At 31.7% G+C, this 26,899-nt stretch carries 30 protein-coding genes and 1 tRNA gene; 21 read left to right on the forward strand and 10 right to left on the reverse strand.

Annotated elements, in window-relative coordinates; translation table 11 throughout:
• The first annotated feature begins 49 nt into the window (after positions 1-49).
• From VRU49_RS08470 to VRU49_RS08495, 6 genes are all read left to right on the forward strand, one after another.
• On the forward strand, positions 50-589 hold the full coding sequence (locus tag VRU49_RS08470) for a GlcG/HbpS family heme-binding protein (protein WP_330146345.1): 540 nt from the start codon (positions 50-52) through the stop codon (positions 587-589).
• 40 nt (positions 590-629) lie between these two features.
• Complete coding sequence (uraH, locus tag VRU49_RS08475) at positions 630-1,037, forward strand: hydroxyisourate hydrolase (RefSeq protein WP_330146346.1); 408 nt, start codon at positions 630-632, stop codon at positions 1,035-1,037.
• Positions 1,038-1,196: 159 nt separating this feature from the next.
• Positions 1,197-1,847 carry a GTP cyclohydrolase I FolE gene (gene folE / locus VRU49_RS08480; protein ID WP_330146347.1) on the forward strand — a complete coding sequence of 217 codons (651 nt, stop codon included), beginning with the start codon at positions 1,197-1,199 and terminating at the stop codon, positions 1,845-1,847.
• On the forward strand, positions 1,844-2,563 hold the full coding sequence (locus VRU49_RS08485) for an SDR family NAD(P)-dependent oxidoreductase (protein WP_330146348.1): 720 nt from the start codon (positions 1,844-1,846) through the stop codon (positions 2,561-2,563). The genes folE and VRU49_RS08485 overlap by 4 nt, the downstream gene beginning before the upstream one ends.
• A 2-nt stretch (positions 2,564-2,565) precedes the next feature.
• Positions 2,566-3,195 (forward strand): flavin reductase family protein, encoded by a 630-nt coding sequence (locus VRU49_RS08490; protein ID WP_330146349.1) that lies wholly within the window; start codon positions 2,566-2,568, stop codon positions 3,193-3,195.
• Positions 3,196-3,205: 10 nt separating this feature from the next.
• Positions 3,206-4,462, forward strand: coding sequence for an FAD-dependent oxidoreductase (locus tag VRU49_RS08495; protein ID WP_330146350.1), 1,257 nt, complete (start codon positions 3,206-3,208; stop codon positions 4,460-4,462).
• 70 nt (positions 4,463-4,532) lie between these two features.
• Here VRU49_RS08495 and VRU49_RS08500 read toward each other — a convergent pair.
• Positions 4,533-4,606, reverse strand: a tRNA-Ile gene (locus VRU49_RS08500).
• Positions 4,607-4,673: 67 nt separating this feature from the next.
• Here VRU49_RS08500 and VRU49_RS08505 point away from each other — a divergent pair.
• Positions 4,674-5,312, forward strand: coding sequence for an HAD family hydrolase (locus tag VRU49_RS08505; protein WP_330146351.1), 639 nt, complete (start codon positions 4,674-4,676; stop codon positions 5,310-5,312).
• A gap of 82 nt (positions 5,313-5,394) precedes the next feature.
• Positions 5,395-6,309: a metallophosphoesterase family protein gene (locus VRU49_RS08510; RefSeq protein WP_330146352.1), complete on the forward strand. Its 915-nt coding sequence runs from the start codon at positions 5,395-5,397 to the stop codon at positions 6,307-6,309.
• Here the strand turns inward: VRU49_RS08510 and rpoN are convergent.
• Positions 6,306-7,778, reverse strand: coding sequence for an RNA polymerase factor sigma-54 (gene rpoN, locus VRU49_RS08515; protein ID WP_330146353.1), 1,473 nt, complete (start codon positions 7,776-7,778; stop codon positions 6,306-6,308). The two genes, VRU49_RS08510 and rpoN, sit on opposite strands and share 4 nt — an antisense overlap.
• A 154-nt stretch (positions 7,779-7,932) precedes the next feature.
• On the opposite strand from rpoN, the gene mscL reads away from it, so the two are divergent.
• On the forward strand, positions 7,933-8,328 hold the full coding sequence (mscL, locus tag VRU49_RS08520; RefSeq protein ID WP_330146354.1) for a large conductance mechanosensitive channel protein MscL: 396 nt from the start codon (positions 7,933-7,935) through the stop codon (positions 8,326-8,328).
• Here the strand turns inward: mscL and VRU49_RS08525 are convergent.
• The gene (locus VRU49_RS08525; protein WP_330146355.1) at positions 8,325-9,197 is read right to left on the reverse strand and encodes a ChaN family lipoprotein; all 873 of its coding nucleotides are present in this window, start codon (positions 9,195-9,197) and stop codon (positions 8,325-8,327) included. The genes mscL and VRU49_RS08525 overlap by 4 nt on opposite strands.
• A gap of 145 nt (positions 9,198-9,342) precedes the next feature.
• Between VRU49_RS08525 and VRU49_RS08530 the strand changes: the two genes are divergently transcribed.
• From VRU49_RS08530 to tsaB, 7 genes are all read left to right on the forward strand, one after another.
• The gene (locus VRU49_RS08530; RefSeq protein ID WP_330146356.1) at positions 9,343-10,089 is read left to right on the forward strand and encodes a LiaF transmembrane domain-containing protein; all 747 of its coding nucleotides are present in this window, start codon (positions 9,343-9,345) and stop codon (positions 10,087-10,089) included.
• A gap of 5 nt (positions 10,090-10,094) precedes the next feature.
• Entirely contained in the window at positions 10,095-11,156 is a 1,062-nt protein-coding gene (locus VRU49_RS08535; RefSeq protein ID WP_330146357.1) for a sensor histidine kinase, read from the forward strand.
• On the forward strand, positions 11,134-11,871 hold the full coding sequence (locus VRU49_RS08540; protein WP_330146358.1) for a LytR/AlgR family response regulator transcription factor: 738 nt from the start codon (positions 11,134-11,136) through the stop codon (positions 11,869-11,871). Before VRU49_RS08535 ends, VRU49_RS08540 begins: the two co-directional genes overlap by 23 nt.
• A gap of 144 nt (positions 11,872-12,015) precedes the next feature.
• Positions 12,016-12,174 (forward strand): 50S ribosomal protein L34, encoded by a 159-nt coding sequence (gene rpmH, locus VRU49_RS08545; protein WP_013632808.1) that lies wholly within the window; start codon positions 12,016-12,018, stop codon positions 12,172-12,174.
• 61 nt (positions 12,175-12,235) lie between these two features.
• Complete coding sequence (locus VRU49_RS08550; protein WP_330146359.1) at positions 12,236-12,628, forward strand: ribonuclease P protein component; 393 nt, start codon at positions 12,236-12,238, stop codon at positions 12,626-12,628.
• Entirely contained in the window at positions 12,615-12,845 is a 231-nt protein-coding gene (gene yidD, locus VRU49_RS08555; protein WP_330146360.1) for a membrane protein insertion efficiency factor YidD, read from the forward strand. The genes VRU49_RS08550 and yidD overlap by 14 nt, the downstream gene beginning before the upstream one ends.
• 3 nt (positions 12,846-12,848) lie before the next feature.
• Positions 12,849-13,535 carry a tRNA (adenosine(37)-N6)-threonylcarbamoyltransferase complex dimerization subunit type 1 TsaB gene (gene tsaB, locus VRU49_RS08560; RefSeq protein WP_330146361.1) on the forward strand — a complete coding sequence of 229 codons (687 nt, stop codon included), beginning with the start codon at positions 12,849-12,851 and terminating at the stop codon, positions 13,533-13,535.
• Here the strand turns inward: tsaB and VRU49_RS08565 are convergent.
• Entirely contained in the window at positions 13,530-15,134 is a 1,605-nt protein-coding gene (locus VRU49_RS08565) for a hypothetical protein (RefSeq protein WP_330146362.1), read from the reverse strand. The two genes, tsaB and VRU49_RS08565, sit on opposite strands and share 6 nt — an antisense overlap.
• A gap of 104 nt (positions 15,135-15,238) precedes the next feature.
• On the opposite strand from VRU49_RS08565, the gene VRU49_RS08570 reads away from it, so the two are divergent.
• Both VRU49_RS08570 and priA read left to right on the forward strand, forming a co-directional pair.
• Positions 15,239-15,622: a DUF423 domain-containing protein gene (locus VRU49_RS08570; RefSeq protein WP_330146363.1), complete on the forward strand. Its 384-nt coding sequence runs from the start codon at positions 15,239-15,241 to the stop codon at positions 15,620-15,622.
• Positions 15,622-18,102, forward strand: a complete 2,481-nt coding sequence (gene priA / locus VRU49_RS08575; RefSeq protein ID WP_330146364.1) for a replication restart helicase PriA — start codon at positions 15,622-15,624, stop codon at positions 18,100-18,102. The genes VRU49_RS08570 and priA overlap by 1 nt, the downstream gene beginning before the upstream one ends.
• Here priA and VRU49_RS08580 read toward each other — a convergent pair.
• On the reverse strand, positions 18,099-18,776 hold the full coding sequence (locus VRU49_RS08580) for a hypothetical protein (protein ID WP_330146365.1): 678 nt from the start codon (positions 18,774-18,776) through the stop codon (positions 18,099-18,101). The two genes, priA and VRU49_RS08580, sit on opposite strands and share 4 nt — an antisense overlap.
• A gap of 181 nt (positions 18,777-18,957) precedes the next feature.
• Between VRU49_RS08580 and VRU49_RS08585 the strand changes: the two genes are divergently transcribed.
• The gene (locus VRU49_RS08585; RefSeq protein ID WP_330146366.1) at positions 18,958-19,614 is read left to right on the forward strand and encodes a protein-L-isoaspartate(D-aspartate) O-methyltransferase; all 657 of its coding nucleotides are present in this window, start codon (positions 18,958-18,960) and stop codon (positions 19,612-19,614) included.
• Here the strand turns inward: VRU49_RS08585 and smpB are convergent, their stop codons facing one another.
• Complete coding sequence (smpB, locus tag VRU49_RS08590) at positions 19,615-20,067, reverse strand: SsrA-binding protein SmpB (protein ID WP_330146367.1); 453 nt, start codon at positions 20,065-20,067, stop codon at positions 19,615-19,617.
• A gap of 141 nt (positions 20,068-20,208) precedes the next feature.
• Between smpB and VRU49_RS08595 the strand changes: the two genes are divergently transcribed.
• Positions 20,209-22,479 carry a TonB-dependent receptor gene (locus VRU49_RS08595; RefSeq protein ID WP_330146368.1) on the forward strand — a complete coding sequence of 757 codons (2,271 nt, stop codon included), beginning with the start codon at positions 20,209-20,211 and terminating at the stop codon, positions 22,477-22,479.
• 17 nt (positions 22,480-22,496) lie between these two features.
• Here VRU49_RS08595 and VRU49_RS08600 read toward each other — a convergent pair whose 3' ends face one another.
• Both VRU49_RS08600 and VRU49_RS08605 read right to left on the reverse strand, forming a co-directional pair.
• Complete coding sequence (locus VRU49_RS08600) at positions 22,497-24,359, reverse strand: Nramp family divalent metal transporter (RefSeq protein ID WP_330146369.1); 1,863 nt, start codon at positions 24,357-24,359, stop codon at positions 22,497-22,499.
• A complete protein-coding gene (locus VRU49_RS08605) occupies positions 24,356-25,009 on the reverse strand; it encodes a metal-dependent transcriptional regulator (RefSeq protein ID WP_330146370.1) in 654 nt (217 codons plus the stop codon). The genes VRU49_RS08600 and VRU49_RS08605 overlap by 4 nt, the downstream gene beginning before the upstream one ends.
• 117 nt (positions 25,010-25,126) lie before the next feature.
• Between VRU49_RS08605 and VRU49_RS08610 the strand changes: the two genes are divergently transcribed.
• A complete protein-coding gene (locus VRU49_RS08610; protein WP_330146371.1) occupies positions 25,127-25,597 on the forward strand; it encodes an Lrp/AsnC family transcriptional regulator in 471 nt (156 codons plus the stop codon).
• On the opposite strand, the gene ung is transcribed toward VRU49_RS08610, so the two are convergent.
• Together ung and VRU49_RS08620 are read right to left on the reverse strand one after the other, a co-directional pair.
• Positions 25,594-26,289, reverse strand: coding sequence for a uracil-DNA glycosylase (gene ung / locus VRU49_RS08615; RefSeq protein WP_330146372.1), 696 nt, complete (start codon positions 26,287-26,289; stop codon positions 25,594-25,596). The two genes, VRU49_RS08610 and ung, sit on opposite strands and share 4 nt — an antisense overlap.
• Positions 26,289-26,807, reverse strand: coding sequence for a thioredoxin family protein (locus tag VRU49_RS08620; protein WP_330146373.1), 519 nt, complete (start codon positions 26,805-26,807; stop codon positions 26,289-26,291). The genes ung and VRU49_RS08620 overlap by 1 nt, the downstream gene beginning before the upstream one ends.
• Positions 26,808-26,899: the final 92 nt, after the last annotated feature.

Genomic DNA, 26,899 nt, shown 5'->3' on the forward strand with positions numbered 1-26,899 from the left:
TCAAATTTTTGAATATTAAACTTGACGTCTTTTGTGAAAAGTAATTTTTATGAAATATATTTTAAACTTATTTTTCTTAATTGGTGTCGTTTTTAGTACTTATGGACAGGTTAATTATTCTATAAATACTATGCAAACCGGAATTCATACTTCAAACTCAAATCTTGTTCAGACAAATCAACTTACATTAATTGCATCGCATAAACATAGCGAATTGTCAAGAAATAAAGCGTACGAACTAGGGAAAAAAGTATCTATTGCTGTTCTAGATGCAGGTGGACAAGTTCTGTTAATCAGTAAAGGCGACCATGTTGGGATTCATAATACTGAAGCAGCTAGTCGTAAAGCTTATACAGCGGTTTCGACTAAAACCGAAATTTTAATTCTTGCTAGAAACGCAAGATCTAATCCAGATACTCAAAATTTAGCTAACCTTCCTGAATTACTTTTATTAGGTATTGGCGTACCCATTTACCATAATGGTAAAGTAATTGGAGCCATTGGTATTGCAGGTGGGGGATCGCCTGAAAATGATGATCTTATTGGAAAAGCAGCAAGGATTCTGGATGCAGATATAATTGCCAAATAATACACTTATTTTTAAATAATTTAACTAAAAGTATATTAAAATGAAAAAGATAATTTTATGTTTATTGCTAAGTTTTTCAGTTAGTTTAGTTTTTGCTCAAACCAAAGTTTACCAACTTTCTAGTCATATTCTTGACGTTTCTACTGGGCTCCCAGTTCCGAATGTTACGGTAAAGCTTTTAAAATTAAATGAAACGGATAACAAATGGACCTCAATTGACCAAAAGATAACTGACAAAAATGGTAGAATTATGGATTTTTTAGACAAAGCTAGTGCTAAAAAGGGAATTTATAAATTAACTTTTTTGATTGAAGATTATTATAAAGTCAATAAAATTGAGACATTCTATCCCTTTATTGAAGTAGTATTCCAAATTAAAGATGATAATCATTATCATGTTCCAATTACCTTATCTCCATTTGGATATAGCACATATAGAGGCAATTAATCAAAATAATTAGTATTTGATTTGTAAAAAAAAACCGGCAATATCTGTCGGTTTTTTTTATTTATAAGTATCCTGCCCATAAAACCTTTCAATTATAAAGTATAAAACTGTACCTTTATATTTATTCATTAATATAAAATAATACTAAAATTATTAAATATGATCCAGGATCCACTAGTTTCAGAATTGCAGCTACGTTTAGAAGATATTGCTACTCCATTAAAATCCAATGCGTTCGAAATGGACGACGACACCAAAATTGCTTTAATAACAGATCATTTTAAAGGTATTTTAAATGTTTTAGGATTGGATCTTACCAATGATAGTTTAAAAGATACCCCAAAAAGAATAGCTAAAATGTATGTTAAGGAAATTTTCAGCGGTTTAAATCCTGAAAATAAACCTATCCCTACTTTGTTTAAGAATCCTTATCGCTATCAAGAAATGTTGGTAGAGAAAAATATTGCCGTTTTTAGTAATTGTGAACATCATTTCGTGCCTATTACAGGTAAGGCTCATGTTGCTTATATTAGTAATGGTACTGTAATCGGCTTATCAAAGCTAAATAGAATTGTACAATATTTTTCGCAACGTCCGCAGGTTCAGGAACGTCTAACAATTCAAATTTGTGAAGAAATAAAGTCGGTAATGGGTACTGATGATGTAGCGGTTATGATAGATGCAAATCATCATTGTGTTTCGTCTCGAGGCATTAGAGATGCAGGAAGTTCAACCATTACCACTGCATTTAGTGGCAAGTTTTTAAATCAGGAAACGAAAAATGAATTTTTAAAATATGTTAGTGCATGAGTTTTAAAAATAAAAATTTCTTAATTGTGGGTGCTAGTTCTGGGATTGGATTAGCGCTTTCAAATTTTTTGACAGAAAATGATGCAAATGTTTACGCTACATCTCGAGGTCGAGCTGAAAGTTGGTCTCCATCTATTCATTTTCAAGAACTGGATGTCTTAAATAATGTAGATAATCTAAATTCTTTTTTACCAGAACAACTCCATGGATTGGTGTATTCGGTTGGTAATATTAACTTAAAGCCATTTCATAGGGTTAGTAGTGAAGATTTGATTGAAGATTTTAGATTGAATGTGGTGGGTGCATCCATGGTTATCCAGCAAGCTTTAAAATCTTTAAAAGCCGCTAATGGCGCCTCAATAATACTAATTAGTTCGGTAGCAGCTAAAACAGGTATGGCATTTCATGCGAGCACGGCTGCTGCAAAAGGTGCATTGGAAGGTTTCGCAGTTTCATTAGCAGCGGAGTTAGCCACGCAAAAGATACGTGTAAATGTGGTTGCACCATCTTTAACAGAAACACCTATGTCAGAAAAATTATTAAATACGCCAGAAAAAAGGGAAGCAGCTGCTAAGCGACACCCTCTGGGTAGATTTGGAACTCCAGTTGATGTTAGTGCAACTATTGCTTTTCTTTTATCAGAAAATGGTAGCTGGATTACGGGTCAAATTTTAGGGGTTGATGGAGGGATGAGTACTTTAAGAACAAATTTTTAATTATGCATATTTCAGCAATTACGCTTAAAGAAATGGAAAAGGGTTATCGTACAACTCTGATAAACTCGCTTCCAGGTTTTAAATGTTTACAATTGGTTGGTACAATTAGCGAAAATGGACACAGTAATGTAGGTGTTTTTAATTCAATTTTCCATGTAGGTGCATCGCCTGCTTTATTGGGTATGGTTTTTAGGCCAAATTCTAAAGATCATGATACATTGAAAAATATAGAAAGAACAGGAAATTATACTTTCAATAATGTTAATGAGGATTTTTATCAAAAAGCACATCAAACAAGTGCTAGGTACCCAAGTGGCTGTTCTGAGTTTGTAGAATGTGGACTCACTGAGTTTTTTATACCTGAATTCGAAAGTCCTTTTGTAGCAGAATCTACAATTAAAATTGGCTTAGATTTAAAAGAAATTTTACCGCTTAAGATTAACGATACAACCATTCTAATTGGAGAAGTGGTGCATATTGTTTTAAATGAAAACTTATTAAGAAAGGATGGATATGTTGATCATGAATTAGCAAAAACAGTTACTGTAAGTGGATTAGATAGTTATTTTAATGCTCAACACATAAGCAGGCTAAACTACGCTAAGCCAAATTTGCCTACATCAATACTTTAAGTTTAGTTATATGCAAAAGAATAAGCTTGATGTAATTATTATTGGTGCGGGATTAGCTGGTCTGGCTGCTGCAAAAATTTTAAAAGAAGTAGGGAAAAGGATCTTAATTATTGAGTCTTCAGATGGAATAGGTGGTAGGGTGCGTACAGATTCTAAAGATGGTTATTTGCTAGATAGGGGATTTCAAGTGCTTTTTACAGCTTATCCGGAAGCTAAGTCAATGTTAAATTATGAGAAATTAAATCTTAAAAATTTTAAATCTGGCGCTTTTATTTTAGACAGTTCTGATACGTATGAGATAGCAGATCCTTTTAGTTCGCCTGGTTTACTTTTTAAAACATTGTTTTCTCCAGTCGGCAGTTTTAAAGATAAACTTTTGTTATTGGCAATGCGATTTAGGTTGTATTTTACATCTGTTGACGAAATTTTCGCTCGAAAGGAGAAAAAAACTTTAGATTATTTAAGAGAACTAGGTTTTAGTGAAAAGTTTATCCAAAAGTTTTTTATCCCTTTTTTTTCTGGAATTTTCTTAGAAAGTAATTTAAATACTTCAAGTAGAATGTTCGAATTCGTCTTTAAAATGTTGAGTGAGGGTAGTGCTGCTGTACCTGCCAAAGGGATGGGAATGATAAGTGAGCAACTCGCAGAAGTGTTGGATGAAGATGAACTTGCTTTAAATGAAAAAATCATTGAAATAGAAGGCAATAAAGTTTACGGAGCTTCAGGTGCTAGTTTCGAGTCAAAGGTTATATTAATAGCTACCGATGCGATTAATGTGGTGAAACCTTTTAATAAACGAGTAAATTCTAATTCTAAAAATGCAACAACGCTCTATTTTATTGCTAACATAGAAACAGTTTTTAAGGATAAGATTTTAGTTAACAGCAACTCAGAACAGTTGATAAATAATATTGTTTTTATCAATCAAATTGCACCATTATATGCTCCAAAAAATCAATCGCTTATTGCTGTTTCTTTGAGAGAGCGTAACTATGTTTACGACGCCCATTTGGAGGATGTTGTAAGAAATGAGCTTTTACAATGGTTTCCAACATCTTTGAATTGGCAATTATTAGCGAAATATGAAATTCCTTATGCTTTACCAGAAAATTCTTCTGTATCTAATTCTGCGGAATTGTCTAAAATACGAATAGCTGATAATGTATTCATTTGCGGAGATCATTTGTTAAATGGATCAATTAATGCCGCGCTTAAGAGTGGTAGAATGGCAGCAGAAAAAATGCTTAGTTCTAAATTATTAAGTTAAAGAAAGAATTGTAATTTATTAAGTATGCCTTTTGCGAAAAAAAAGCCTCTCAGATTTACTGAGAGGCTTGTGGGCCCAGCTGGGCTCGAACCAGCGACCAAAAGATTATGAGTCTTCTACTCTAACCAACTGAGCTATAGGCCCTCGAAAACTTATTAGGTTTTGCGGTTGCAAACTTACATATTTGCACTCAATTTTAAAAGCAAGATCGATGAAAAATTTTAAAAATATTATTTTAGACTATGGTAATGTGCTGTTTGAAATAGATTTTAATCGGGCTCAAGAAGCATTTACCAATTTGGGTATCAGTGATATTGACTCGTTTTTTTCGCATAAATGTCACCATGCTATTTTTAATGATTTAGAGGTCGGAAAATCTACTCCAGAAGAGTTTAGAAACGAAATTAGGGCCGCTGCCAACAATTTTTCGCTTTCTGATAAGGAAATTGATGACGCATGGAACAGTTTATTGATTGGAATTCCTAATGATGATATTCATCAACTTTTATTGGAACTGAAAGCTAAATACAAATTATTTTTGCTTTCTAATAATAACGAAATCCACTATAATTGGATTATAGATTATCTAAAGCGTGATTTTAATATCGAAAATTATGATAATCATTTTGATAAGGCTTATTTCTCTCACCATATGAAATTGAGAAAGCCAAATCTTAATATTTTCGAACAACTTATAAAAGAGCAAAGTATAAATCCTGCAGAAACATTATTCATCGACGATAGTCCGCAGCACTTAGCAGGCGCAAAGGTATTAGGGTTTAATACTTTATTGATGGATGTAAAGCCCCAATATTTGAGGTCATTTCTAGAAGAAAATAAAATAATTTAAAAGACGATCTATGTTTTACGTTTGGCTTTTTTTACCATTTAATATTTTTGTCAGCCTGGTTTCAACTTTTCAAAATTTAACTTTGGAGGAGAAGCCTAAGGATTTAAAGGTTTTGGTAATAAGCGATTTAAATGCGAGTTATGGCTCTACACATTATAGTGAGGAGGTTTTAAAGGTTGTTAGAAAAATAGATTCTATAAAACCAGATTTAATTCTGTGTGGGGGAGATATGGTCGCTGGACAAAAGTCAAGTATTACAAAAGAACAAACCATTGAAATGTGGGATGCTTTTAATCAGCATGTTTTATTGCCTATCAATCAATTAAAAATTCCTTTTGGTTTTACTATTGGTAACCATGATGGTTCGCCAAATTTTTTACAAGATAGGGAGGTAGCTTCCGCATTTTGGAGTAAAAATAAGGAGGCGACGCATTTAAATTTTATTGATGATACTCACTTCCCATATTATTATAGTTATGAGCAAAATGGGGTGTTTATAATGAGTTGGGATGCTTCTGGGTCTATAATTAAAGATGAAGTTTATAAATGGATGAAGGAGCAATTAGTGCTTAAAGTAGCTAAAAAAGCAAGGATGAGGATTTTGCTTGGACATTTGCCTTTATATGCTATTGTGGATGCAAAAAATAAGAAAGGTGAGGTAAATGCTGATCCATCAAAAGCAATGAGTTTTTTCAAGGAAAATAATATTAATCTTTATATAAGTGGTCACCAACATGCTTATTTCCCCGCCGAAAAGGAAGGTGTTTTCTTACTTAATGCGGGAGCAATAGGAGATGGACCGCGTAAATTAATGGGTAATGATAAGTTGCCCGTAAAAGCGTATAGTGTTTTAAATATTCCCCAAAAATTGGACGAATTTATTTCTATAAAAACAATAAATCCAACTACAGATGAAGCGGTATTATTAAAAACTTTACCTCAATCTATAATTGGATTTAATGGGATTAGTACTTTAGGAAGCAATTGGAAAGATTAAAGTTCTTTCCTTAATCTTGCTACCGGAATATTCATCTGTTCTCTATATTTAGCTACCGTTCTTCTGGCAATGTTGTAACCTTGTTCTTTTAAGATTTCGGTTAAACGTTCGTCGGCTAATGGTCTCTTTTTATCTTCGTTATTAATGTTTTCTTCTAATATTTTTTTCACTTCTTTGTTAGAAACTTCTTCCCCATTTTCGGTTTGAATAGCTTCTGAAAAGAATGATTTTAATAAAAACGTTCCAAATTCTGTTTGCACATATTTAGAGTTCGCAACCCTAGATACAGTAGAAATATCCATTTCAATTTTATCAGCAATATCTTTTAAAATCATAGGCTTCAATTTCTTTTCGTCGCCGGTTAAGAAATATTCGTACTGATAATGCATAATTGCATTCATGGTTTTCAATAAAGTCTGTTGTCTTTGTTTAATGGCATCAATAAACCATTTTGCAGCATCTAATTTTTGCTTTACAAATTGTACAGCTTCTTTTAATTTTTTGTCTTTTTGGGATGCTTTTTCATAATGATCAAACATATCCTTGTAAGACTGACTTACTCTAAGCTCTGGTGCATTTTTAGAGTTTAAAGTCAATATTAAAACATTATCACTATTGGTGATGTGGAAATCAGGAATAATTTGTAATTGTTTAGTGGTAACCTGATTAGAATCTCCTGGTTTTGGGTTAAGCCTTAAAATTTCGTTAACTATTTCTTTCAGTTCCCCATCTTGTAAATTTAACTGACGTTCTAATTTATCGTAATGTTTTTTAGTGAATTCGTCTAAGTATTTTTCTACAATGATAATAGCTTTTTGAATAATAGGATTGTTTTGATCCTTGCGCTTTAATTGAATGGTTAAGCATTCTTGTAAATCGCGCGCCGCAATTCCAGGTGGATGAAAATCTTGAACAATTTTTAGTACTTCTAAGACATCTTCTTCCTGTACAATTACATTTTGAGAAAATGCCAAATCATCTATCATACTCACAATAGGTCTACGTAAATACCCATCGTCATCTAAACTGCCTATAATTTGTCGGCCAATAATAAAATCTGTATCAGAAAGTGGAACTAAATCTAATTGTTCTTGTAAGCTTTCAAAGAAAGTGCTTTCTATAGCAATAGGCATTTCTTTTTGCTCTTCGTCTTCACTATCATTATTATATCCGTTAGAATAATCATCTGGAGTATCTGATTGAAGATAATCTTCTATGTTAAATTCATCCGTACTTTCTTCCGAAGACGATTCATCAAATGAGTCTTTATCATCATTTAAATCATCATATTCGCTTTTTTGCTCAGATTGAACCATTAAACTAGGATCTTCAAGAGCCGGATTTTCTTCAAGTTCTTCCTTAATCCTGGTGTCGAGTGCAACTGTGGGTACTTGCAAAAGCTTAATAAATTGTATCTGTTGAGGAGATAATTTTTGTAAAAGTTTCTGTTGTAAGTGTTGTTTTAGCATTAAGGGATTCGGTATATTTTGATGTAAAAATACATAAAATTGTTGTCGTAAGTTAAGTTACGATGTATTTTTAATAGTTTGTGATTTTTAAAACAAAAAATCTTTAATATAAGTTTTTAAATTCTAACTTAGTATAAACTAAAACTTATTTATAATGGGATTTGTAACAGAATTTAAAGAATTTGCTTTAAAAGGCAATATGATCGATTTGGCAGTTGGTGTTATTATTGGTACTGCTTTTAATGGTTTAGTACAATCGTTGGTCGATAATATAATTACCCCTGCTATATTAGCTCCAGTATTAAGAGCAGCAAGCTTGGAAAATCTTGTTGAGTTAAAAATTGAGGGGACAGCTATAACCTATGGTGTTTTCTTATCACAATTTATTTCTTTTTTATTGGTAGCATTTGTATTGTTCTTATTTGTTAGAACAATAAACAAAATGAAACGTAGAAATGTAGTAGAAGAAGCTGCTGCTCCCGTTGTTCCAAGTAAGGAACAACAACTTCTTGCTGAAATTCGTGATTTATTAAAAGCAAAAAATAATTAAAAAGTTCGTTTAATTTCTGGATTGGTAACAATAACAAAATCACCTAGTTGGTTATATTTTTGCCAATCCGGATTTTTAAAATCTGCTGCACTAAATGTGCTAATATTTAAAGCTTTTATTTTAGGGTTTAATTTTTTCAATTGGGAAAAGGTACCTAATTTTTCATCCGAGTGAAATCTTCCTACATAATGTATGATTTTCGATTTTGGATTTAGTTTAAAATATTTTTGGATAGACCAAGCCATGGTTGCATCCCAAAAATTTTGGGTTTGATAAATTTTCATGCCACCCATAGAATGTCCGCCTAGAGTTTCTATAAATTTATCGTAATATCTACCCGTAGCTGTATCAATAGGCAGTTTTGGGATATATTTAAATGAACTTTCTGGTAATTTTTTCAAAATATCTAATCCTGATACGGTTACTGCATTACTGTATCTAGCGGCTGCATTAGCGGCAACAACTTTCAAATTATTGGTTTTAGCAAATTCTACAATGGGCTTGTAGTCTTTGTAATTGTTCCATGGTCTGCTCTCTTTTAAGAAATTTTTCTCTGAAATTATACCTAATAAATATTCATCCATAACAGACTGAATATCGGTATGAAACATTTCAAAAGATGCAATAGCTTTATTTCCGTATTTGGCATATAAAAGCTTAAAAAGTTCTAATTCTAAAACATGACCAACAGAATCGTTGTGTTCTTCACCAAAAAATAGAACATCTGCATTATCCATTTGGGATATTATATCTGCAAGCTGTACCTCTTTCTTTAACTTTGTGTCATAGATTTTGTAATCATTAATCGGTAATTGTGCTTGCGAATTTAAGGTCAGCAACAATAAAATTATGGCGGTTAAATATCTCATAAACAAATATTAAAAATTTTACCGACAAAAATCTGTAGTTCACCGACATTTATACTAATTCTAAAGAATGTTAATTGACTAATGTGCTCACTCTTTCTATTTTTGGTTTATTAAATAGTCACACAGAAACTTAAAATATAAGATCATGGAAAATTTTAACATGCCTCAAAAACAAAAATCAAATACTCATTGGGGGGGTATTATTCTATTGGTAATCGGATCATTATTCTTATTTAAAAATTTAGATGTATATCTATTTGATTGGATTTTTAGTTGGTCAACTATTTTACTTGCCTTAGGACTTATAATTGGATTTAAATCTAATTTTACGGGTAAAACCTGGTTAATTTTAACCATCATTGGGGGTGTGTTTACCGTAAAGAATATAATTACTGAATTTTATTATGTAGAATCTGTATTTACTCCAATTGCTTTAATATTAATTGGTTTAGTACTCTTATTTAAGAAGGATCAAAATAAATTTATAAACAATTTTGGTGGGGATTTAAATGATCCTAATCAAACTCAAGATACAGCTGATATAAAATCTGAAGACATAGTTAATTCTACAAATATTTTTGGTGGTAGCAATCAGAAATTGTTTACTAAGAATTTAAAAGGAGGAGAGATTACAGCAATCTTTGGTGGGGGCGATGTAGATTTAACACAAACTGATTTCGAAAACGATATTGTAATAAATGTAACCGCTATTTGTGGTGGGTTTAAATTATTAGTGCCACCAACATGGGAAGTTAAAAATGAAGTTTCAGCAATCTTTGGTGGTATTGATGATAAGAGATCTTTAATTCAAAATATTTCAGATTTCCCTAGAAAGAGATTAATTTTAAAAGGAACAGTATTGTTTGGTGGATTAGACATACGTAATTATTAATTATTGTGACAACCAGACCTTTATCCGTACCAAAGATATTAATAACAGCCCTTGCGACCGTCTTGTTTTGGATGGCCGCAAGTATTGGATATCTTTATTTTGAAGTCGGTTACAGCTTACAAATAGCATTGGCTGATGGTGTAATCAGTGTTCTGTTTTTAGCCATTTCTTGTGCATCGCTTTCTAACTTAATTGGATTTTATCAGCCTAAAAAGGAGAAAATTCTATACATCTTAATTTTAATGAGTGTATTGATGCTGGTTTCTGTTTACCCTCCTATGTATATTTTAAAATGGCTTTTTACTGAAGAATTGGATTATCTATACTATCTAGAATCTAGTTTTTATTTCAGAGTTTTATTTGCCTTTATATTTTTAGGTTGGTGCACTTTAACTTGTCAGTTATATTATAAATTGGCCGAACAATCGGATATGCAAGAAAGGTTATTAATTACGCAAAATTTAGCAAAAGAAGCAGAACTTAATAAACTTAGACACCAGTTACAGCCTCATTTTTTATTCAATAGCTTAAATTCTGTGTATGCTTTAACCATCATGAATCCAACTGAAGCTGGAGTAATGATTACTAAATTGGCTTCCTTTTTAAGAGGAACTTTAAAACGCGACGATGAAGTTTGGGTTAAAGTAGAAGAGGAGATGGAATACATTCAACTTTATTTGGATATAGAAAAAGTAAGATTTAGTCACCGATTAAATGTTGCTATTCAAATAGAAGAGGAGGCTTTAAAAATGTGTTTACCTGGAACCTTTTTACAACCCATTGTAGAAAATGCTATTAAATTTGGATTGTACAATACTTCAGCAAAAATTACGATTAGCATTTCGGTTAAAGTCCAAAATAATGTACTTTTAATCCGTGTAGAAAATCCATACGATCCAAAATTCACTAGCGAAAAGGGAACCGGATTTGGGTTATCTGCAATAAGAAGAAGATTATATCTGTTATTTGGTGATAGTCAGCTTCTTGGAACAGAATCTATTGATGATTCATTGTACATTACTACTTTAAAAATACCGCAGACGAATGATAAAAACCATATTAATTGACGATGAGCCTTTGGCCAGACAAATTGTTCGTTATTATTTAAGTGAGTATCCTGATTATGAAGTAGTAGCTGAATGTAGCGATGGATTTGAGGGCTTAAAAGCAATAGCTCAACATAAACCCGATTTGATTTTTTTGGATGTTCAAATGCCCAAAATAAGTGGGTTTGAAATGTTAGAATTAATTGAGGAAAAGCCCGCCATTATTTTTACTACCGCATTTGATGAATATGCACTTAAAGCATTTGAAGTAAATGCAGTAGATTATCTTTTAAAGCCAATAGAAAAATCAAGATTCAATGAAGCTTTAAAAAAGATTGCCGTAAAAATTAATGAAGAACAAAAAAACTTAACCGGATTTACCGAACATACACCCTTTCTTCATTTACAAAATAATAGGATAGTAGTTAAAAATGATGGGGTTATAAAAATAATACCTGGACATGAAATTCATTATTTGGAGGCCGATGACGACCAAGTAAAAGTGAACACAGCGGAAGGAAATTATTATAAGAATAAAACCATGACTTATTTTGAACAGACTTTAGATCCAAATAAGTTTATTAGAATTCATCGTTCTTATATAATTAATTTGGAGCAGATCACTAAAATGGAATTAAAAGAAAAAGACAATTATGTGGTGCTATTAAAAAGCAATATTTGGTTGCCAGTTAGTAAAACGGGTTATCAAAAATTAAAAACTGCATTAGGGATTTAATTGTAAAGGTTTAAAAACGAAAATATTAGCTTATTTTTAAATATTATTGAAATAAAAAGAATGAGGATTCTTGCTTTTAAAAATAATACTTACTATATTTGCACCTCTAATTAGAAAAAACACAAGAAATTATATATTCGAGTTATGAAAAGAACATTCCAACCTTCGCAAAGAAAGAGAAGAAATAAGCATGGCTTCCGCGAAAGAATGGCAACTGCAAATGGCAGAAGAGTATTAGCTTCTAGAAGAGCTAAAGGTAGAAAAAGACTTACTGTATCTGACGAGCGCCGTCACAAAGCATAATTTATGATTGCAGCACCCATGGGTGTTAGCAGATCTTAATTCTGCATCAAGCAATCAATAAATGAAGACATTTAGAAAAGAAGAACGATTATGTAGTAAAATCCTGTTGGATAAACTATTTAAGAATGGTTCTTCTTTTCTTTTATATCCATTTCGAGTAACTTTTCTTAAAGTTTCCGAATCAAAAACCTATCCAGTACAAGTTGTAATTAACGTTTCTAAAAAGCGTTATAAAAAAGCTGCTGATAGAAATACCATTAAGCGAAGAATTAGAGAATGCTATCGTCTGAATAAGCAGTCTAATTTATATGATCAGCTTTCAGCTGATATCAATATTTTGCTTTCCATTCAATACGTAGGGAAATCTATTTATCCATCGTCTTTGTTAGAAGAAAAATTAAAAAAGGCAATGCATAAAATTGTACGTAATTTTGTTGCAAATGAAGCTTCTTAATTCTTTTTTAAGCGCAATATTATTAGGGTTAATTAAACTCTATCAATGGTTTATTTCTCCATTACTAGGTAGTAATTGTCGGTTTACGCCAACTTGTTCTCAATATGGATTAGAAGCAATAAAAAAACATGGCCCATTTAAGGGCTTCTGGTTAACAATTAAAAGAATTGGTCGTTGTAACCCATGGGGCAGTCATGGACACGATCCTGTACCTTAATTTATGGCATTAATACTTCAAATAGAAACATCAACTACAGTTTGTTCGGTGGCATTATCCGAAAATGGTAAATGTATTGCGCTTAAAGAACTAAATGAGCGTAATATTCATGCATCTAGTATTACCGTTTTCATAGAAGAAGTTATGAAAATAGCCAATCGAAAATATGCTGAATTAAATGCTGTTTCCATAGCCATGGGACCAGGTTCGTACACTGGACTAAGAATTGGTGTTTCTACAGCTAAAGGGTTGTGCTACGCTTTAAATATCCCATTAATTGCCATAAATACCTTGGAGATGATGGTTGAAGGTTATTTAACAGAAAATAAAAATTTTGATGGTTTAGTTGTACCTATGTTAGATGCCCGTAGGATGGAAGTATTTGCTGGAGTATGGAAAAATGCTACTACAGTAATTGCACCTACAGCAGCTGTTTTATTAGATGAAAATACCTTTGAAAATTACTTAAACAATCAAAAATTAGTTTTTATAGGCGACGGCGCACCTAAATTTTTTGAAGTGATGAAGCATGAAAATGCAAAATTTGATTTTAAAAACTATAATTCCGCTGCTTATCTGTCGAGCTTAGCTTATCAAAAATTTAACGATTCTAAATTTGAAGACGTTGCATATTTTGAGCCATTTTATTTAAAAGATTTTATGGTTACCACGCCTAAAAAGAAATTATAACTTAATTTCTGCTTTTAAACTATCTAATTCATCCTTTGTTAAGGGTTGATTTTCAATAGTAGGTGCTTTTTTATTCAACAAAAAGTTGGTGTTAAATATTCCATTATCACCACTCATTTGGTAAGTCCAGTATAAGTAATTACCCCAAGTAATTTTCTGATTAAATGCCCTATAAAATTCTGGTTTTAAATCGCGTTGAATAATAGGTTTTCCCACCTGCAAATTGTAAAAGAATACAATATTGGCTTCGTGTGGAAATTCATTTCTAAATTTAGAATAGTCTGTGTTTTGGGTTAAAACTTTCCCCGCATTAAAATCGTTTAAATAGTTTTTTAAGGTAGAAAGATTAGGTGTGAATATTAAATTATTATCCTTAATTACAAAATAAGGACGCGTAAATCTTTTAAATGCATCTCCAAACAGCGTATAAGGGATATTGTCTTCTTTAAATATATTTATTTCACCATCTACTTGTTCACTTAAATCTGTGAAAAACTGGTTTAGTTTATCGCCATCCTTAAATGAAATAGCACCTAATCTTTCTCCAGTACCTAATTGAAATGAGATCATTTCATGCTTAAATTGTTCAGCTACAATTTTCTTGAAATCTAAGTTATAATTAGACATTAGTTTTTTAAGTACTTCATCAACTTTATCAAATGCTTTTTGCTCTTTAAAATAGATGTCTAGATCTGCCTGAAATTTAGCTACATTATCTACCCCGAAAAATTTGTAGGAAGCGGTATTATATGGTAATACATTGTTTATAGTTATAGGAATAGGTTTGTATTTACTGAAAAATGAAATATAAGTATTTCGTGGATCTGGTTGAGTGCTTCCAAATAATTGGAATTTATCCTTACTATAAGTGTAATTTAAATCAGCAAAAGCTTTAGATTTATTTAAAAATGCCAGTTCCCCATCTAATTTGCCTTTTAAAAAATTAGCTAAATATTTATCAACTAAACCAAAGTTTACATAAATAGAAATTAGCTTAGGTTTGCTTATTTCTTGTCTTTTTTCAATATACTCTTTAAATAAGTTGGGAGCAGTGAGATCAATATCCAACTTTTCGGCAATAATAGCTTTGTTTACAGATAATAAAAAGACATCTTCAATTAACGTTCCGTAATATTTAATGCTATCACTGGTTTCGTATAAATAAAGGTTGTTTTTTACTTTTTGTAGTTTTTTATCTGTGGTTAAATGATTTATAAATTCATCCGCCTCTTTTTTGTCGGATAATTGTGTAGTAATAAGGATATTATTGCTGTTATTTGAAATCACCTTACTAACAAAAAACTTTTTATTATTTAGTATTTCTGTTGCCTTCTTATTTTGCAACAATGAATTTTTTAAATCAAGTAATTCTTTTGATTTTTCTGGGCCTATTAATTCACTGATAATGCTTTGTTCCGACATTAATTCCATGAATTTTTCATCAGCTGTAAACTGAAAAAGAAATGCAGTATTGTGTGTAGCGATATTTAAAGCGCGAGCAACACCAGAATTAACCTTATTTATTCTTGAAAAATAAAAATAGGCCGTAAAAATGGTTCCTAAGAAAAGAATGGTTAATAGAATAATTAGCTTTTTCATATTATTAATTGCTCGGCCAAGGTAGGTATACAAAATAAATAATACATCCTTTTTGCCGATAAAACCAATGGAATTTATAATTTAGCAAATATAACAGTGCATATATGAACAAAAAAATAATCCTAACCGCTGCAGTATTTGGTATAATTGCCGTTATTTTTGGTGCTTTTGGTGCGCATACCTTAAAGGATCAGTTAAGTAGTTCTGAACTTTCTACATGGGATAAAGGTGTAACTTATCAGTTTTATCACACCTTAGCATTATTATATTTATCTACTTTCGCGAGATATAAAAACAATTTAATAAATATTGGATATTTCTGTTTTGTTGCAGGAATTATTTGTTTCTCTGGTTCGCTATATGTTTTGGCTACAAGAAGCATTACTGGGATTGAAATGGGGCAGCTTGGATTAATCACTCCAATTGGAGGTTTGTTTTTTATTTTAGGTTGGTTGATGTTGTTTTTAGCTGCACTAAAAGATAAATAATGGAAAATGAACTCGAATTAGATTATCGGGAGCAGGAAACATTATTTATTGAAGTAATTCTGCCGTTAGCCTTGCAGATAAATTACACTTATCGCGTTCCTTTTGAATTAAATCAGCAAATAGAAATCGGGAAAAGGGTAATTGTGCAATTTGGAAAAAACAGAATGTACACCTCAATTATTAAGTCTGTACATAATATTGCGCCAGAAAATTATACGGCAAAATACATTATAGATGTAATAGATGCAGTTCCCATTGTTCCGCCAATTCAACTAAGTTTTTGGAAGTGGATAAGTAAGTATTATCTATGTACAGAAGGCGAAGTAATGATTGCCGCTTTACCATCTGCATTTAAATTAGCCAGTGAAACATTGGTTATTCGTCATCCTAATTTTCAATTAAGTGATCAAGTCTTATCTGAAAAAGAGCAAGCCTTAATAAATGCATTAGGAAGTGATAAAAAAATAAGTATTGAAGAAGTAAGTGAATTATTGGGTCAGAAGTCTATTTATCCGGTAATTACCAGTTTATTAGATAAACAAGCTATTTTACTATCTGAAGAACTTCATGATAAATATAAACCTTTATTAAAAACCTATATTAAGCTCGAAGAATTTTTTCTGGACATTAAAAACCAGGAAGAATTATTTAAACAATTAGAACGAGCTCCAAAACAGTTAGATGCTTTATTGAGCTATTTGCACCTTTCTAAATTAAATCCATTTGTTGCAAAGCAAGATTTATTAGAGCATAGCCATGCTGGAGATGCAGCCATTTCTGCATTAATAAAAAAGGAAGTTTTTAAAGCAGAACGCAGGAAAGTATCTAGGTTAAGGGCAAACGATATTGAGCAATTTATAAATTTTGAATTATCGGATGCTCAACAAAAAGCGTTTGACGAATTAAAAAAAGGATTTCAAAAACAAGAAGTTCAATTGTTATTTGGCGTAACTGCTTCTGGAAAAACTCAGATTTATATTAAATTAATTGAGGAAATTTTAGCGCAAGGAAAACAGGTATTGTTTTTAGTGCCCGAAATTGCCTTAACCACTCAAATTGTAGAGCGTATAAGTTTATTTTTTGGAGATAAATTAGGCGTTTACCATTCTAAATTTAACGACAATGAACGGGTAGAAATATGGAATAAAGTAAGTACAGGAGAATATAAAATTATATTAGGCGCTCGCTCATCTATATTTTTGCCATTTACAGATTTGGGATTAATTATAGTAGATGAAGAACACGAATCTTCTTTTAAACAATACGACCCCGCACCGCGTTATCAAGCTCGAGATGCTTCCATATTTTTAGCTTCATTATATAAATCTAAAGTTTTGTTGGGTAGTGCAACTCCTTCTTTAGAAAGCTATTATAATGCAAGAAATGGTAAATATGGGATGGTAGAATTATTGGAAAGATATTCTGGAACACCATTGCCTCAACATCAGATTATTAGCTTAGCAGAAGCCAGTCAGAAAAAAATGATGACTGCTTTTTTTGCACAGGATTTAATCGATAAAATGCGTGAAGTTTTGCATAAAAAGCAGCAGATTATTTTATTTCAAAATAGGAGAGGTTATACCACCATTTTAATTTGTGGAACATGTGGATTTACTTCTAAATGTGTACAATGCGATGTTAGTTTAACCTATCATAAATCTACAGGTAAACTTCATTGCCATTATTGCGGATACCACCAGAACACTTTAAACGCTTGTCCCGCTTGCGGATCTAATAATTTATTGCAAAAAGGATTTGGAACAGAGCGTATAGAAGAAGAATTGGAATTAATTTTTCCTGGTATAACCATAGATAGGTTAGATTTAGATAGTACTCGGACAAAGAACAGCATGTTTCAAATCATTAATGATTTTCAGCACAAAAAAACTGATGTGTTAATTGGGACACAAATGGTGGCAAAGGGTTTAGATTTTGATAATGTTGCTTTAATTGGGGTCATAAATGCAGATACTTTAATGAATTTTCCAGATTTTAGAGCATTTGAGAGAAGTTTTCAGCTTTTAACTCAAGTGAGTGGAAGAGCTGGGAGGCGGGATGAACAGGGCGAAGTTATAATTCAGGCGTACGATGCTAAACATCGCATATTAAAACAAGTGGTTGAGAATGATTATGAAGCCATGTATAACGAAGAACTGGCTGAAAGAAAAGCTTTTAATTACCCTCCATTTTCACGCATGATTAGTATTGATGTGAAATCTAAAGACCAGGTATTATTACATAATGCGGCCAAACATTTTGCAAATCAATTGAAACACCATCTGGGTGATATTGTTTTGGGTCCAGAGCAACCTTTAATTTCAAGAATCAGATCTTATTACATAGAGCAGATTACTTTAAAAGTTAAGCGGGAAATATCTATAAATACGGTAAAGGAAATTCTAATGAATTGTATTAAGGAATTCCAATCGGAAAAGGCATTTAGAGCTATAAAAATTCAAATAGATGTAGATCCTTATTAATTTTTATTCCCAAAATTAATTTGAATACCTGCAGATACTGGGTTTAATAAATACTCCATTCTGGTGAATTTATTAGCTAGAATTAATGCGCCATTGGAGCTATCTACAATTTCCCTTTGTTCGTAGTTATAATAAAAATCGAAGCTAGATTCTGCGAAAATTAAAACATTTGGGTTCAAATTAAATTTGAAACCGATTACTGGCGAAATGGTAAGTCCATTTTTAATAATTTCGGCGTTTTGAAGTGGAGTGGCCGAATTCATATCTCTTATGGTTCCATTAAAATTATTGTTTTTATATCCTAAATCGACTCCGTAATAGGGTTGAACCACTGAATAATTTACATTTTTTTCGAAACCAAATTTAAAGGCTAAATCTTTTAAACTACCATCGCCTTCTTGGCAAGTATTGCATTGATTTTTGAAAGTATAATTTGTATCAAAATAACTGGCGCTAAAACGGTAGTTGATTTGATTGTCTAAAACCTTAAAAAATATATTATCTACATAGGTAGTTTTATAATCAAAATTATTTACTTGATTTAATAACTTGGGCATCTGACTTAATCGGATAGCTTTTGTACCTACTGAATAAAACTTATTGCTGGTGTTTTGAGCTTCACTAATAGCAGGTATTAAACAGGCGAAGATTAAAATAGAATAGAAAATTTTCATAAATAAATAAACTTTTAATCAATTGTAAATTTAGTTAAAAATGCCGTCGATTGTAAATAAATTCAATAAATATACTTCTAATCTTTAACTATGCTGGTTATCACACTTTAATAAAATGTGGATTTTTAAATCTGCTTAAATCATTTGAATCCTGCATAAATAGGACTATTTTTGTTGTACTGTGGCATATAAGTTTATAGATAATTATAAAGAGCGAGGCGCTCGAAAGAAGTTAGTTACTTTATTAAGAAATAGAGGAATTGAAGACGAAAAGGTACTTGAGGCTATTGGAAAAGTACCTCGTCATTTTTTCTTTGATGAAACTTTTTGGAATCAGGCTTATAAGGATATAGCTTTTCCTATTGGCGACGGACAAACTATTTCTCAACCCTATACGGTTGCGTATCAAACAGAATTATTGCACATTAAGAAAAACGATAAAGTATTAGAAATTGGTACAGGTTCTGGCTATCAAACATGTATTCTTTTAGAATTGGGGGCTAAAGTAGTTACTATAGAAAGACAACCTAATCTTTATGAAAGAACTACTAAAGTGCTTACTGGAATGGGGTATAAGGCCAAATTTATTCTAGGTGATGGATCATTGGGAAGTGTTGAAGATGCTCCATTCAACAAAATAATTGTAACAGCTGGCGCACCTTTGGTTCCAGATGTACTTTTACGCCAATTAAAAATTGGTGGTATTTTAGTTATTCCTGTAGGAAACGAATCTGAGCAAAAAATGATTACTGTACTTAGAGTAGGTGAAAATGAATTTGAAAAGATTGTGTTAGATACCTTTAGGTTTGTGCCATTGGTGGGCGATCAAGCTTGGTAATTAACTTTTCTTCATAACACGATCAAGTTCTCTTTTAGATTCTCTTTCTTTAATAGAGTCGCGTTTGTCGAATTCTTTTTTACCTTGTCCAATTCCAACTTCTAATTTGGCAAAGCCTCTTTCGTTTATGAAAATTCTGAGCGGAACGATAGCAAATCCTTTTTCTTCACCTTTAGATCTTATTTTTTTCAATTCTTTTTTCTTTAACAGAAGTGCTCTATCTCTTTTAATGTCGTGGTGAAAAAATGAACTATGGCTGTATTCTGAAATATGAAGATTACGAACGTATAAATTATCACCTAAAAACATACAAAAAGCATCGGTCATATTCGCTTTTCCTTGTCTTATGGCTTTTATTTCTGTACCTAATAACGCAATCCCTGCGATGTAAACATCGGAAATGTGGTAGTCAAAATACGCGCGTTTGTTCTTAATATGTACTTCGTTCTTCATAGAATAAGTGTAAAGATAAGCGGTTATGTTCATTTTTTTATATTTTCTTAAACATAGTTTATATTTTCTTGTCTTATTCTCTCAATATTTAGATTATTATAAAATAATTTTTAGATTTGTCTAAAAATTAAATTTGTTGGGATGAAAAATATTATTTGGATGCTCTTGTTATTGCCTTTTGTAGTTCAGGCACAATTAATTAAAGGAAGGGTTGTATCGGAAGATGTTGGAGTAGCCAATGCACATATTGTGGTTATTGGAACCAATAAACATACAATTACAGATAGTTTAGGCAAGTTTAGTATCGACAAACTTTCAGTTGGAAATTTAACTTTAGCCGTACAGCATAAGGATTATAAAATTTTAGAAAAGAAAGTGGCGTTAAATGATAGTTTAGATTTAACGTTAAACTTAATCAAATTGCAAGAAGAACTACCTGAAGTTGTGTTTTCCGGTACAATGAAGGAGGTAGATAGATTAAAAAGTATTGTTCCTGTAGAAATGTATTCTCCAGCTTATTTTAAAAGAAATCCTACAGCAAATGTATATGAAGCTTTATCGCAAATAAATGGGATTCGTCCGCAGTTAAATTGTAATATCTGTAATACTGGTGATATTCATATTAATGGATTGGAAGGTCCATATACTATGATTTTAATAGATGGAATGCCTATTGTAAGTGGCTTGGCAACGGTTTATGGGTTAATGGGCGTGCCGATGTCATTGATAGAAAAAGTAGAAGTAGTAAAGGGTCCGGCTTCTTCATTATATGGTTCTGAAGCCATTGGAGGTTTAATCAATATAATTACTAAAAAAATAGACAATAAAGCTGTATTAACTGCAGATGGTTTTTATACTACTTACAGAGAATCTAATATAGATCTAGGTATGAGTATTCCAATAAGTGAAAAACTGAAATCATTGACTGGAATAAATTATTATCATTATGCTAATTCTGTTGATTTTAATAAGGATAATTTCACCGATGTTACGCTTCAAAAGAGGATTTCAGTGTTTCATAAACTCAATATTAAAAGGTTACATAATAGAGCATTTACGCTAGCTGCAAGGTATAATTATGAAGATAGGTGGGGAGGCGAAATGCAATGGAATAAGCAATTTAGAGGTTCTAATGAGGTATATGGAGAAAGTATTTATACCAATCGATATGAATTTATTGGTAATTACCAGCTGCCCATAGAAGAGAAAATGTTTTTATCGTTTTCTTTTAATGATCATATGCAAGATTCATATTACGGGCAGACAAAATATTTTGCCAATCAGAAGGTTATGTTTTCTCAATTGTTATGGGATAAATCTACACGGAATAATGATTGGCTTGCTGGAATAGCATTGCGATATGTTTTTTATGACGATAATACACCAGCCACAGCAAATGAATTGGCATTAAAAAATTCTCCAGATAAGTCGTTTTTACCTGGTGTATTTATCCAAAATGAGTTGAAAATTAATCAAATGCAAAACTTGTTAATTGGTGTTCGATATGATTATCATTCAAAACATGGATCTATTTTTACGCCCAGATTGGCTTATAAATACAATTTTAATGAATCAACAATTTTTAGAGCAAATGCGGGTACGGGCTTTAGGGTGGTAAATATTTTTACTGAAGATCATGCAGCACTTACAGGTGCTAAAAAATTGGTTATAGCTCCAAATTTGAAGCCTGAAAAAAGTTATAACATCAATCTTAATTTCGCTAAACAGTTTAATACTTCTATAAATAATGTATTTAGGGTGGATCTGACAGGGTTTTACACTTATTTTACCAACCGGATAGTTACTAATTATGATGCTAATCCAAATGAAATTTTTTATGACAATTTAAGTGGTTATGCAGTTTCGAGTGGGTTAACGCTGAATTTTGATGCAGCATTTTGGAGTGGTTGGAAAATAAATCTCGGTTTTACCGGAATGGATGTGTATTTAAAAGAACCTGGGGAGAGAAAAAGTATTCCTTATTTAACCGAAAGATTTTCAGGTGTTTGGAATATTGGTTATGAGTTTCCACGTTTTCCAATACAAATTGATTATACAGGTAATTTTTATGGGAAAATGTATCTACCTGTTTTAAATGAATTAGATCCGCGAAGTAAAATTGCGCCCATTTGGAGTTTACAGAATGTTCAATTTACTTTTAAGGGTTTGAAAAATAATTTAGAAATTTTTGGAGGTGTAAAAAACTTATTGAATTTTAAACCAGGAAAAATGGATCCGTTTCTAATTGCCAGAAGTAATGATCCTTTTAATAAAAATGTGGAATATGATAATAATGGAATTGTAAAGCAAACAGCCGATAATCCATTTGCTTTACAATTTGATCCAACTTTTATTTATGCCCCAAATCAGGGTACAAAAATGTTTCTAGGTATTAGAATGGCGATAAAATAAATTCCCTTGCTATATTTCTACCTCACAATTAGTACCGGAATGTTTACTTTATGTCTTACAGAATTTACCGTTGTCCCAAAAATAATATCCTTAATAGCGCGGTGACCGTGCGCACCCATAACCAAGAGTTCTGCTTTATGTTCTTTAACAGCTGCAGCAATAGCAATTGAAGTACTTCCATAGCCAATTACTGGCACTATATTATAACCCAATTCAGTTAATTCATTTTGATATACTTCTAAATTATCTGCATCACTTTTAGTTTCAAAATCGTAAACTGCTTTTCCATGGTATCTTGCTGCCGCCGTTTCTACAATATGAATTAAGTAGTAAGTAGCGTCTTTACCACCTTGAATTAAGGCATGCCTGATGGTTGATTTATCATTTTTTGAAAAGTCGACTGTAATAGCAATTCTATGGTACTGGATAACGCCAACTTTATCAATTTTAGCTGCCTTTCCATGCGGTAAATTACTTGCATGTTTATCGCGATTAACCACCATTGGATAGATGAAAATATAAATCAATAATAATCCAATTAATATAGCAATAGGAATAATTAGCGAGTATAGTAATAATGCATCTACTGATTTACTCCATTCTGTAATTTCTTCTATTACCAATTGTACGTTTAGAAAAATAATTGTTGCAGCACTTAACCAGGCTAATATTTTCACCCACGGCTTTATGGCAAATCCAAGCATTTCTTTTTTGTTGGATGTGAAATGAATTAATGGAATAATTGCAAATCCTAATTGTAAACTTAAGACCACTTGACTCAATATTAATAATCCACCTAATGCATCTTCACCAAAATATAGAATAGTAAAAAATGCAGGTACAATGGCTAATAGTCTGGTTAATAATCTTCTAAGCCACGGTTGTATACGTAGGTTTAAATGGCCTTCCATTACAATTTGTCCGGCTAATGTTCCTGTAATTGTACTACTTTGTCCGGCAGCAATTAATGCTATTGCAAATAAGGTAGGGGCAGTGCTTCCAAAAATATTTTCTAATAAATGATATGCATCTTGTATTTCTGCAACTTCATATAGTCCGTTTTTATAAAATGCTGCAGCTGCAAGAATTAAAATAGCTGCATTTACAAAGAAGGCTAAATTAAGCGCAATAGTAGTATCAATAAAATTGAATTTAAGTGCTTCTTTTATGCCTTTTGGAGTTCGTTCTATTTTTCTGGTTTGTACTAATGAAGAGTGTAAGTACAAATTATGCGGCATTACTGTTGCGCCAATTATACCAATTGCAATGTATAGGGCATCGCCCGACAAAGATGAAGGTTGTAATCCTTTTAAAATTTCACCTAAATTAGGCTCCACAATAAACATTTCGGCTAGAAAGGATATACCAACCACAAAAACCATAGATACGATAAAGCTTTCCATGGCTCTCATTCCTTTATTTAAAAGGAATAGCAATAAAAAAGTATCTAGGATGGTAATGGAAATTCCCCAAATAAGTGGTAAGCCAAATAATAAATTTAAACCAATGGCCATACCAATAATTTCGGCTAAATCGCATGCAATAATAGCGGTTTGAGCTAAAATATATAATGGGAAATTAATCCACTTAGGATAAGTGTTTTTAGACGCTTGTGCTAAATCTAATCCTCTCACTATACCCAATCTTGCGCTTAGTGATTGAAGTAATAAGGCTATTAAATTAGACATTAATAGCACCCAAATTAATTTATATCCGAACTGACTACCCCCAGCTAAATCGGTTGCCCAATTTCCCGGATCCATATAGCCTACACTCACTAAATAAGCAGGCCCAATAAAAGCAAATATTCTTCTCCAGCCTTTACGCTTATGAGTAGATATACTTTGATGAACTTCGCTTAGAGATTCAGAGGTTTTCATTTACTTATTAAAATATGTTTAGAAATTTCCCGACTAACAGTTTGATGGGTTCCATCAATTTTTAATTCTATAGAGCCATCAAATTCAAGAATATCAACTATTTCAATGTTTTTCCCTAGGGTTAGGCCCAATTTTTCTAAATGCTTTAAAAATGCTGTTGAGTGCTCACTAACTCCAGTAATAATTCCAGTTTCTGCCTTGTTTAATTTATTTAATGAAAACATTTTATACTCTTCAAAATTTCCATGTTTGTCTGGAATTGGGTCGCCATGTGGATCGGTTTTAGGATAGCCTAAAAATGCATCCAATCGTTCCGCTAATATGGGCGAATTAATATGTTCTAACTCCTCAGCTAAATCGTGTACTTCGTCCCATTTAAATTCTAATTTATCTACTAAAAATACCTCCCACAGTCTGTGTTTACGTATTATTTGGACTGCAGATCTTATACCAGATTCTGTTAAGGTTACACCTTGATAAGGCGTATGTTCAACTAAATTTTTTTCAGATAATCTTTTTACCATATCTGTAGCAGATGAAGCTTTGGTTTTCATCTTTTCTGCTAATGCATTGGTAGATACTGGCTTTTTGTCGGTACCCGATAAATGAAATATTGCTTTTAAATAGTTTTCTTCAGAAAAGGTTTGCATAAAAAATATTTTTAGGTAAATCTAAAAAAATATTTAGATATAATCAAAAACAGAATTTAATTTCGAATTTTAAGCCTTTTTAAAATATATAACTACATTTGTATAAATAATTTATTTATGGCAAGTGATTTAGATAAAACCGATTTAAATATTCTTAAACATCTTCAAGAGAATGGTAGAATTACCAATTTATTACTTTCTCAGGAGATTGGTTTATCTCCTGCGCCCACTTTAGAGCGCGTGCGTAAACTAGAGATGTCTGGTTATATTAAAAGCTATCACGCTTTAGTAGATGAAGAAAAGTTAGGCTTAGGGATAAAAACTTTTATCCAAGTTCAGCTTGATTTTCATAAGAATAATACCATTCAAATCTTTTTAGAAGAAGTAAATAAGATTAGAGAAATTACTGAATGTCACCACGTAACTGGACAGGCTGATTTCCTTTTAAAGGTTTATGTAAGTGATATTAAAGCTTATGAAAGATTAATTATGGATAAAATTTCTACTATTCCTGTAGTTAAAACATTCCAGACTATGATGATAATGAGTACCAATAAAAAGGAAGTTATTATCCCTCTAGAGTACTAAAATAATTCCCAATTATTTTTTTCTAAAGGTATTTGCCAATCAATAGGTTTTTTACCTTGATTGTGGAGTAATTCATTTGTTTTACTAAAATGCTTACATCCAAAGAATCCAGTATAAGCTGATAATGGTGATGGGTGAGGGGCTGTTATGACATGATGTTTTTCTATGTCTATTAATGTATTTTTATTAATGGCAGGTTTTCCCCATAAAAGAAAAATAACCCCATTTAAATCTGTTGATATTCGTTTTATTAAATTATCGGTAAAAGTTTCCCAGCCTTTTTTTTGGTGAGATCCCGGTTTCCCTTTCCTCACGGTTAAAGTGGTATTTAATAAAAGTACACCTTGATTAGCCCAATATTCTAAAAACCCATGATTAGGAATTACAAACCCAGGAATATCGGTTGCAAGTTCTTTATATATGTTTTTGAGTGATGGAGGAATTGGATTGCCTTTTAATACAGAAAATGCTAATCCATGCGCTTGATTTGGGCCATGATAAGGATCCTGACCCAGTATTACCACTTTTAAATCTGCCATTGGTGTGCTGTTTAAAGCATGAAAAATGGCAGGTTTTGGTGGGTAAACTATTTCTTCAATATATTCTTTTTCTATAAACGTATTTAACGATTGGAAATAAGGTTGCTTGAATTCTTCATCCAAGAAACTTTTCCAACTTAAATGTTCATTCATTAAATTTTTGGACTAAGAATAGCTAATAAATCAGATTCTAAAGTAGTAGTTGGTCTTTCTACAATTCGGCCAATTTCTATACCATCCTTGTTCTTAATAATAATAGTTGGTACTCTTTGGATGTTTAGCCCTTCTAATAAATTATTTTCCGCTTGTTTAACACCATTAACAGCTATAATTTTTATGTTTTCTTCTTTAATTCCGGCGTTATCAAATATTTTGAATAAATGAGGAACTTGTAATTTACTATCCCCACACCAAGTGCCTAAAACCATTGTTATTTTATAATCTTGAGGTATAGATTTTATCAAGGCTACCTTAGTACTATCTATTTTATAGGCAGTGTAATTCGCATCATAACTCACTTTAAATTCTGGGAAAGAAGTAATTCCAGCACGCGTGCAAACATTCAACAATATTTCTTTCAGACGAGTTTCGTCCATGTGGTGTTTGTTGATTTCTTGTGCGCTAACGCCAGTAGTTAAGGCAAGAAAAAACACGAATAATATTTTCTTCATTAGTTTAAATTTTATGCAATTTAATAATTACCAATTTAAATGTAGAAATTAAAATAATAGAATTTAATTCCTTATAAAAATACCTAAATAAT

Origin of the sequence: Pedobacter flavus, assembly GCF_036324285.1 — a bacterium.
Taxonomy (GTDB): Bacteria; Bacteroidota; Bacteroidia; order Sphingobacteriales; family Sphingobacteriaceae; genus Pedobacter; species Pedobacter flavus.

Excerpts from the sequence above, each read along its gene's own strand:
- mscL (WP_330146354.1), top strand. The coding sequence starts at position 7,933 with ATGGGATTTGTAACAGAATTTAAAGAATTTGCTTTAAAAGGCAATATG.
- VRU49_RS08565 (WP_330146362.1), bottom strand. The coding sequence starts at position 15,134 with ATGAAAAAGCTAATTATTCTATTAACCATTCTTTTCTTAGGAACCATT.
- priA (WP_330146364.1), top strand. The coding sequence starts at position 15,622 with ATGGAAAATGAACTCGAATTAGATTATCGGGAGCAGGAAACATTATTT.
- VRU49_RS08505 (WP_330146351.1), top strand. The coding sequence starts at position 4,674 with ATGAAAAATTTTAAAAATATTATTTTAGACTATGGTAATGTGCTGTTT.
- VRU49_RS08620 (WP_330146373.1), bottom strand. The coding sequence starts at position 26,807 with ATGAAGAAAATATTATTCGTGTTTTTTCTTGCCTTAACTACTGGCGTT.
- ung (WP_330146372.1), bottom strand. The coding sequence starts at position 26,289 with ATGAATGAACATTTAAGTTGGAAAAGTTTCTTGGATGAAGAATTCAAG.
- smpB (WP_330146367.1), bottom strand. The coding sequence starts at position 20,067 with ATGAAGAACGAAGTACATATTAAGAACAAACGCGCGTATTTTGACTAC.
- uraH (WP_330146346.1), top strand. The coding sequence starts at position 630 with ATGAAAAAGATAATTTTATGTTTATTGCTAAGTTTTTCAGTTAGTTTA.
- VRU49_RS08550 (WP_330146359.1), top strand. The coding sequence starts at position 12,236 with ATGAAGACATTTAGAAAAGAAGAACGATTATGTAGTAAAATCCTGTTG.
- VRU49_RS08605 (WP_330146370.1), bottom strand. The coding sequence starts at position 25,009 with ATGCAAACCTTTTCTGAAGAAAACTATTTAAAAGCAATATTTCATTTA.
- VRU49_RS08580 (WP_330146365.1), bottom strand. The coding sequence starts at position 18,776 with ATGAAAATTTTCTATTCTATTTTAATCTTCGCCTGTTTAATACCTGCT.
- VRU49_RS08485 (WP_330146348.1), top strand. The coding sequence starts at position 1,844 with ATGAGTTTTAAAAATAAAAATTTCTTAATTGTGGGTGCTAGTTCTGGG.
- rpmH (WP_013632808.1), top strand. The coding sequence starts at position 12,016 with ATGAAAAGAACATTCCAACCTTCGCAAAGAAAGAGAAGAAATAAGCAT.
- VRU49_RS08595 (WP_330146368.1), top strand. The coding sequence starts at position 20,209 with ATGAAAAATATTATTTGGATGCTCTTGTTATTGCCTTTTGTAGTTCAG.
- rpoN (WP_330146353.1), bottom strand. The coding sequence starts at position 7,778 with ATGCTAAAACAACACTTACAACAGAAACTTTTACAAAAATTATCTCCT.
- VRU49_RS08570 (WP_330146363.1), top strand. The coding sequence starts at position 15,239 with ATGAACAAAAAAATAATCCTAACCGCTGCAGTATTTGGTATAATTGCC.
- VRU49_RS08610 (WP_330146371.1), top strand. The coding sequence starts at position 25,127 with ATGGCAAGTGATTTAGATAAAACCGATTTAAATATTCTTAAACATCTT.
- VRU49_RS08495 (WP_330146350.1), top strand. The coding sequence starts at position 3,206 with ATGCAAAAGAATAAGCTTGATGTAATTATTATTGGTGCGGGATTAGCT.
- VRU49_RS08525 (WP_330146355.1), bottom strand. The coding sequence starts at position 9,197 with ATGAGATATTTAACCGCCATAATTTTATTGTTGCTGACCTTAAATTCG.
- yidD (WP_330146360.1), top strand. The coding sequence starts at position 12,615 with ATGAAGCTTCTTAATTCTTTTTTAAGCGCAATATTATTAGGGTTAATT.
- folE (WP_330146347.1), top strand. The coding sequence starts at position 1,197 with ATGATCCAGGATCCACTAGTTTCAGAATTGCAGCTACGTTTAGAAGAT.
- VRU49_RS08530 (WP_330146356.1), top strand. The coding sequence starts at position 9,343 with ATGGAAAATTTTAACATGCCTCAAAAACAAAAATCAAATACTCATTGG.
- VRU49_RS08540 (WP_330146358.1), top strand. The coding sequence starts at position 11,134 with ATGATAAAAACCATATTAATTGACGATGAGCCTTTGGCCAGACAAATT.
- tsaB (WP_330146361.1), top strand. The coding sequence starts at position 12,849 with ATGGCATTAATACTTCAAATAGAAACATCAACTACAGTTTGTTCGGTG.
- VRU49_RS08600 (WP_330146369.1), bottom strand. The coding sequence starts at position 24,359 with ATGAAAACCTCTGAATCTCTAAGCGAAGTTCATCAAAGTATATCTACT.
- VRU49_RS08490 (WP_330146349.1), top strand. The coding sequence starts at position 2,566 with ATGCATATTTCAGCAATTACGCTTAAAGAAATGGAAAAGGGTTATCGT.
- VRU49_RS08470 (WP_330146345.1), top strand. The coding sequence starts at position 50 with ATGAAATATATTTTAAACTTATTTTTCTTAATTGGTGTCGTTTTTAGT.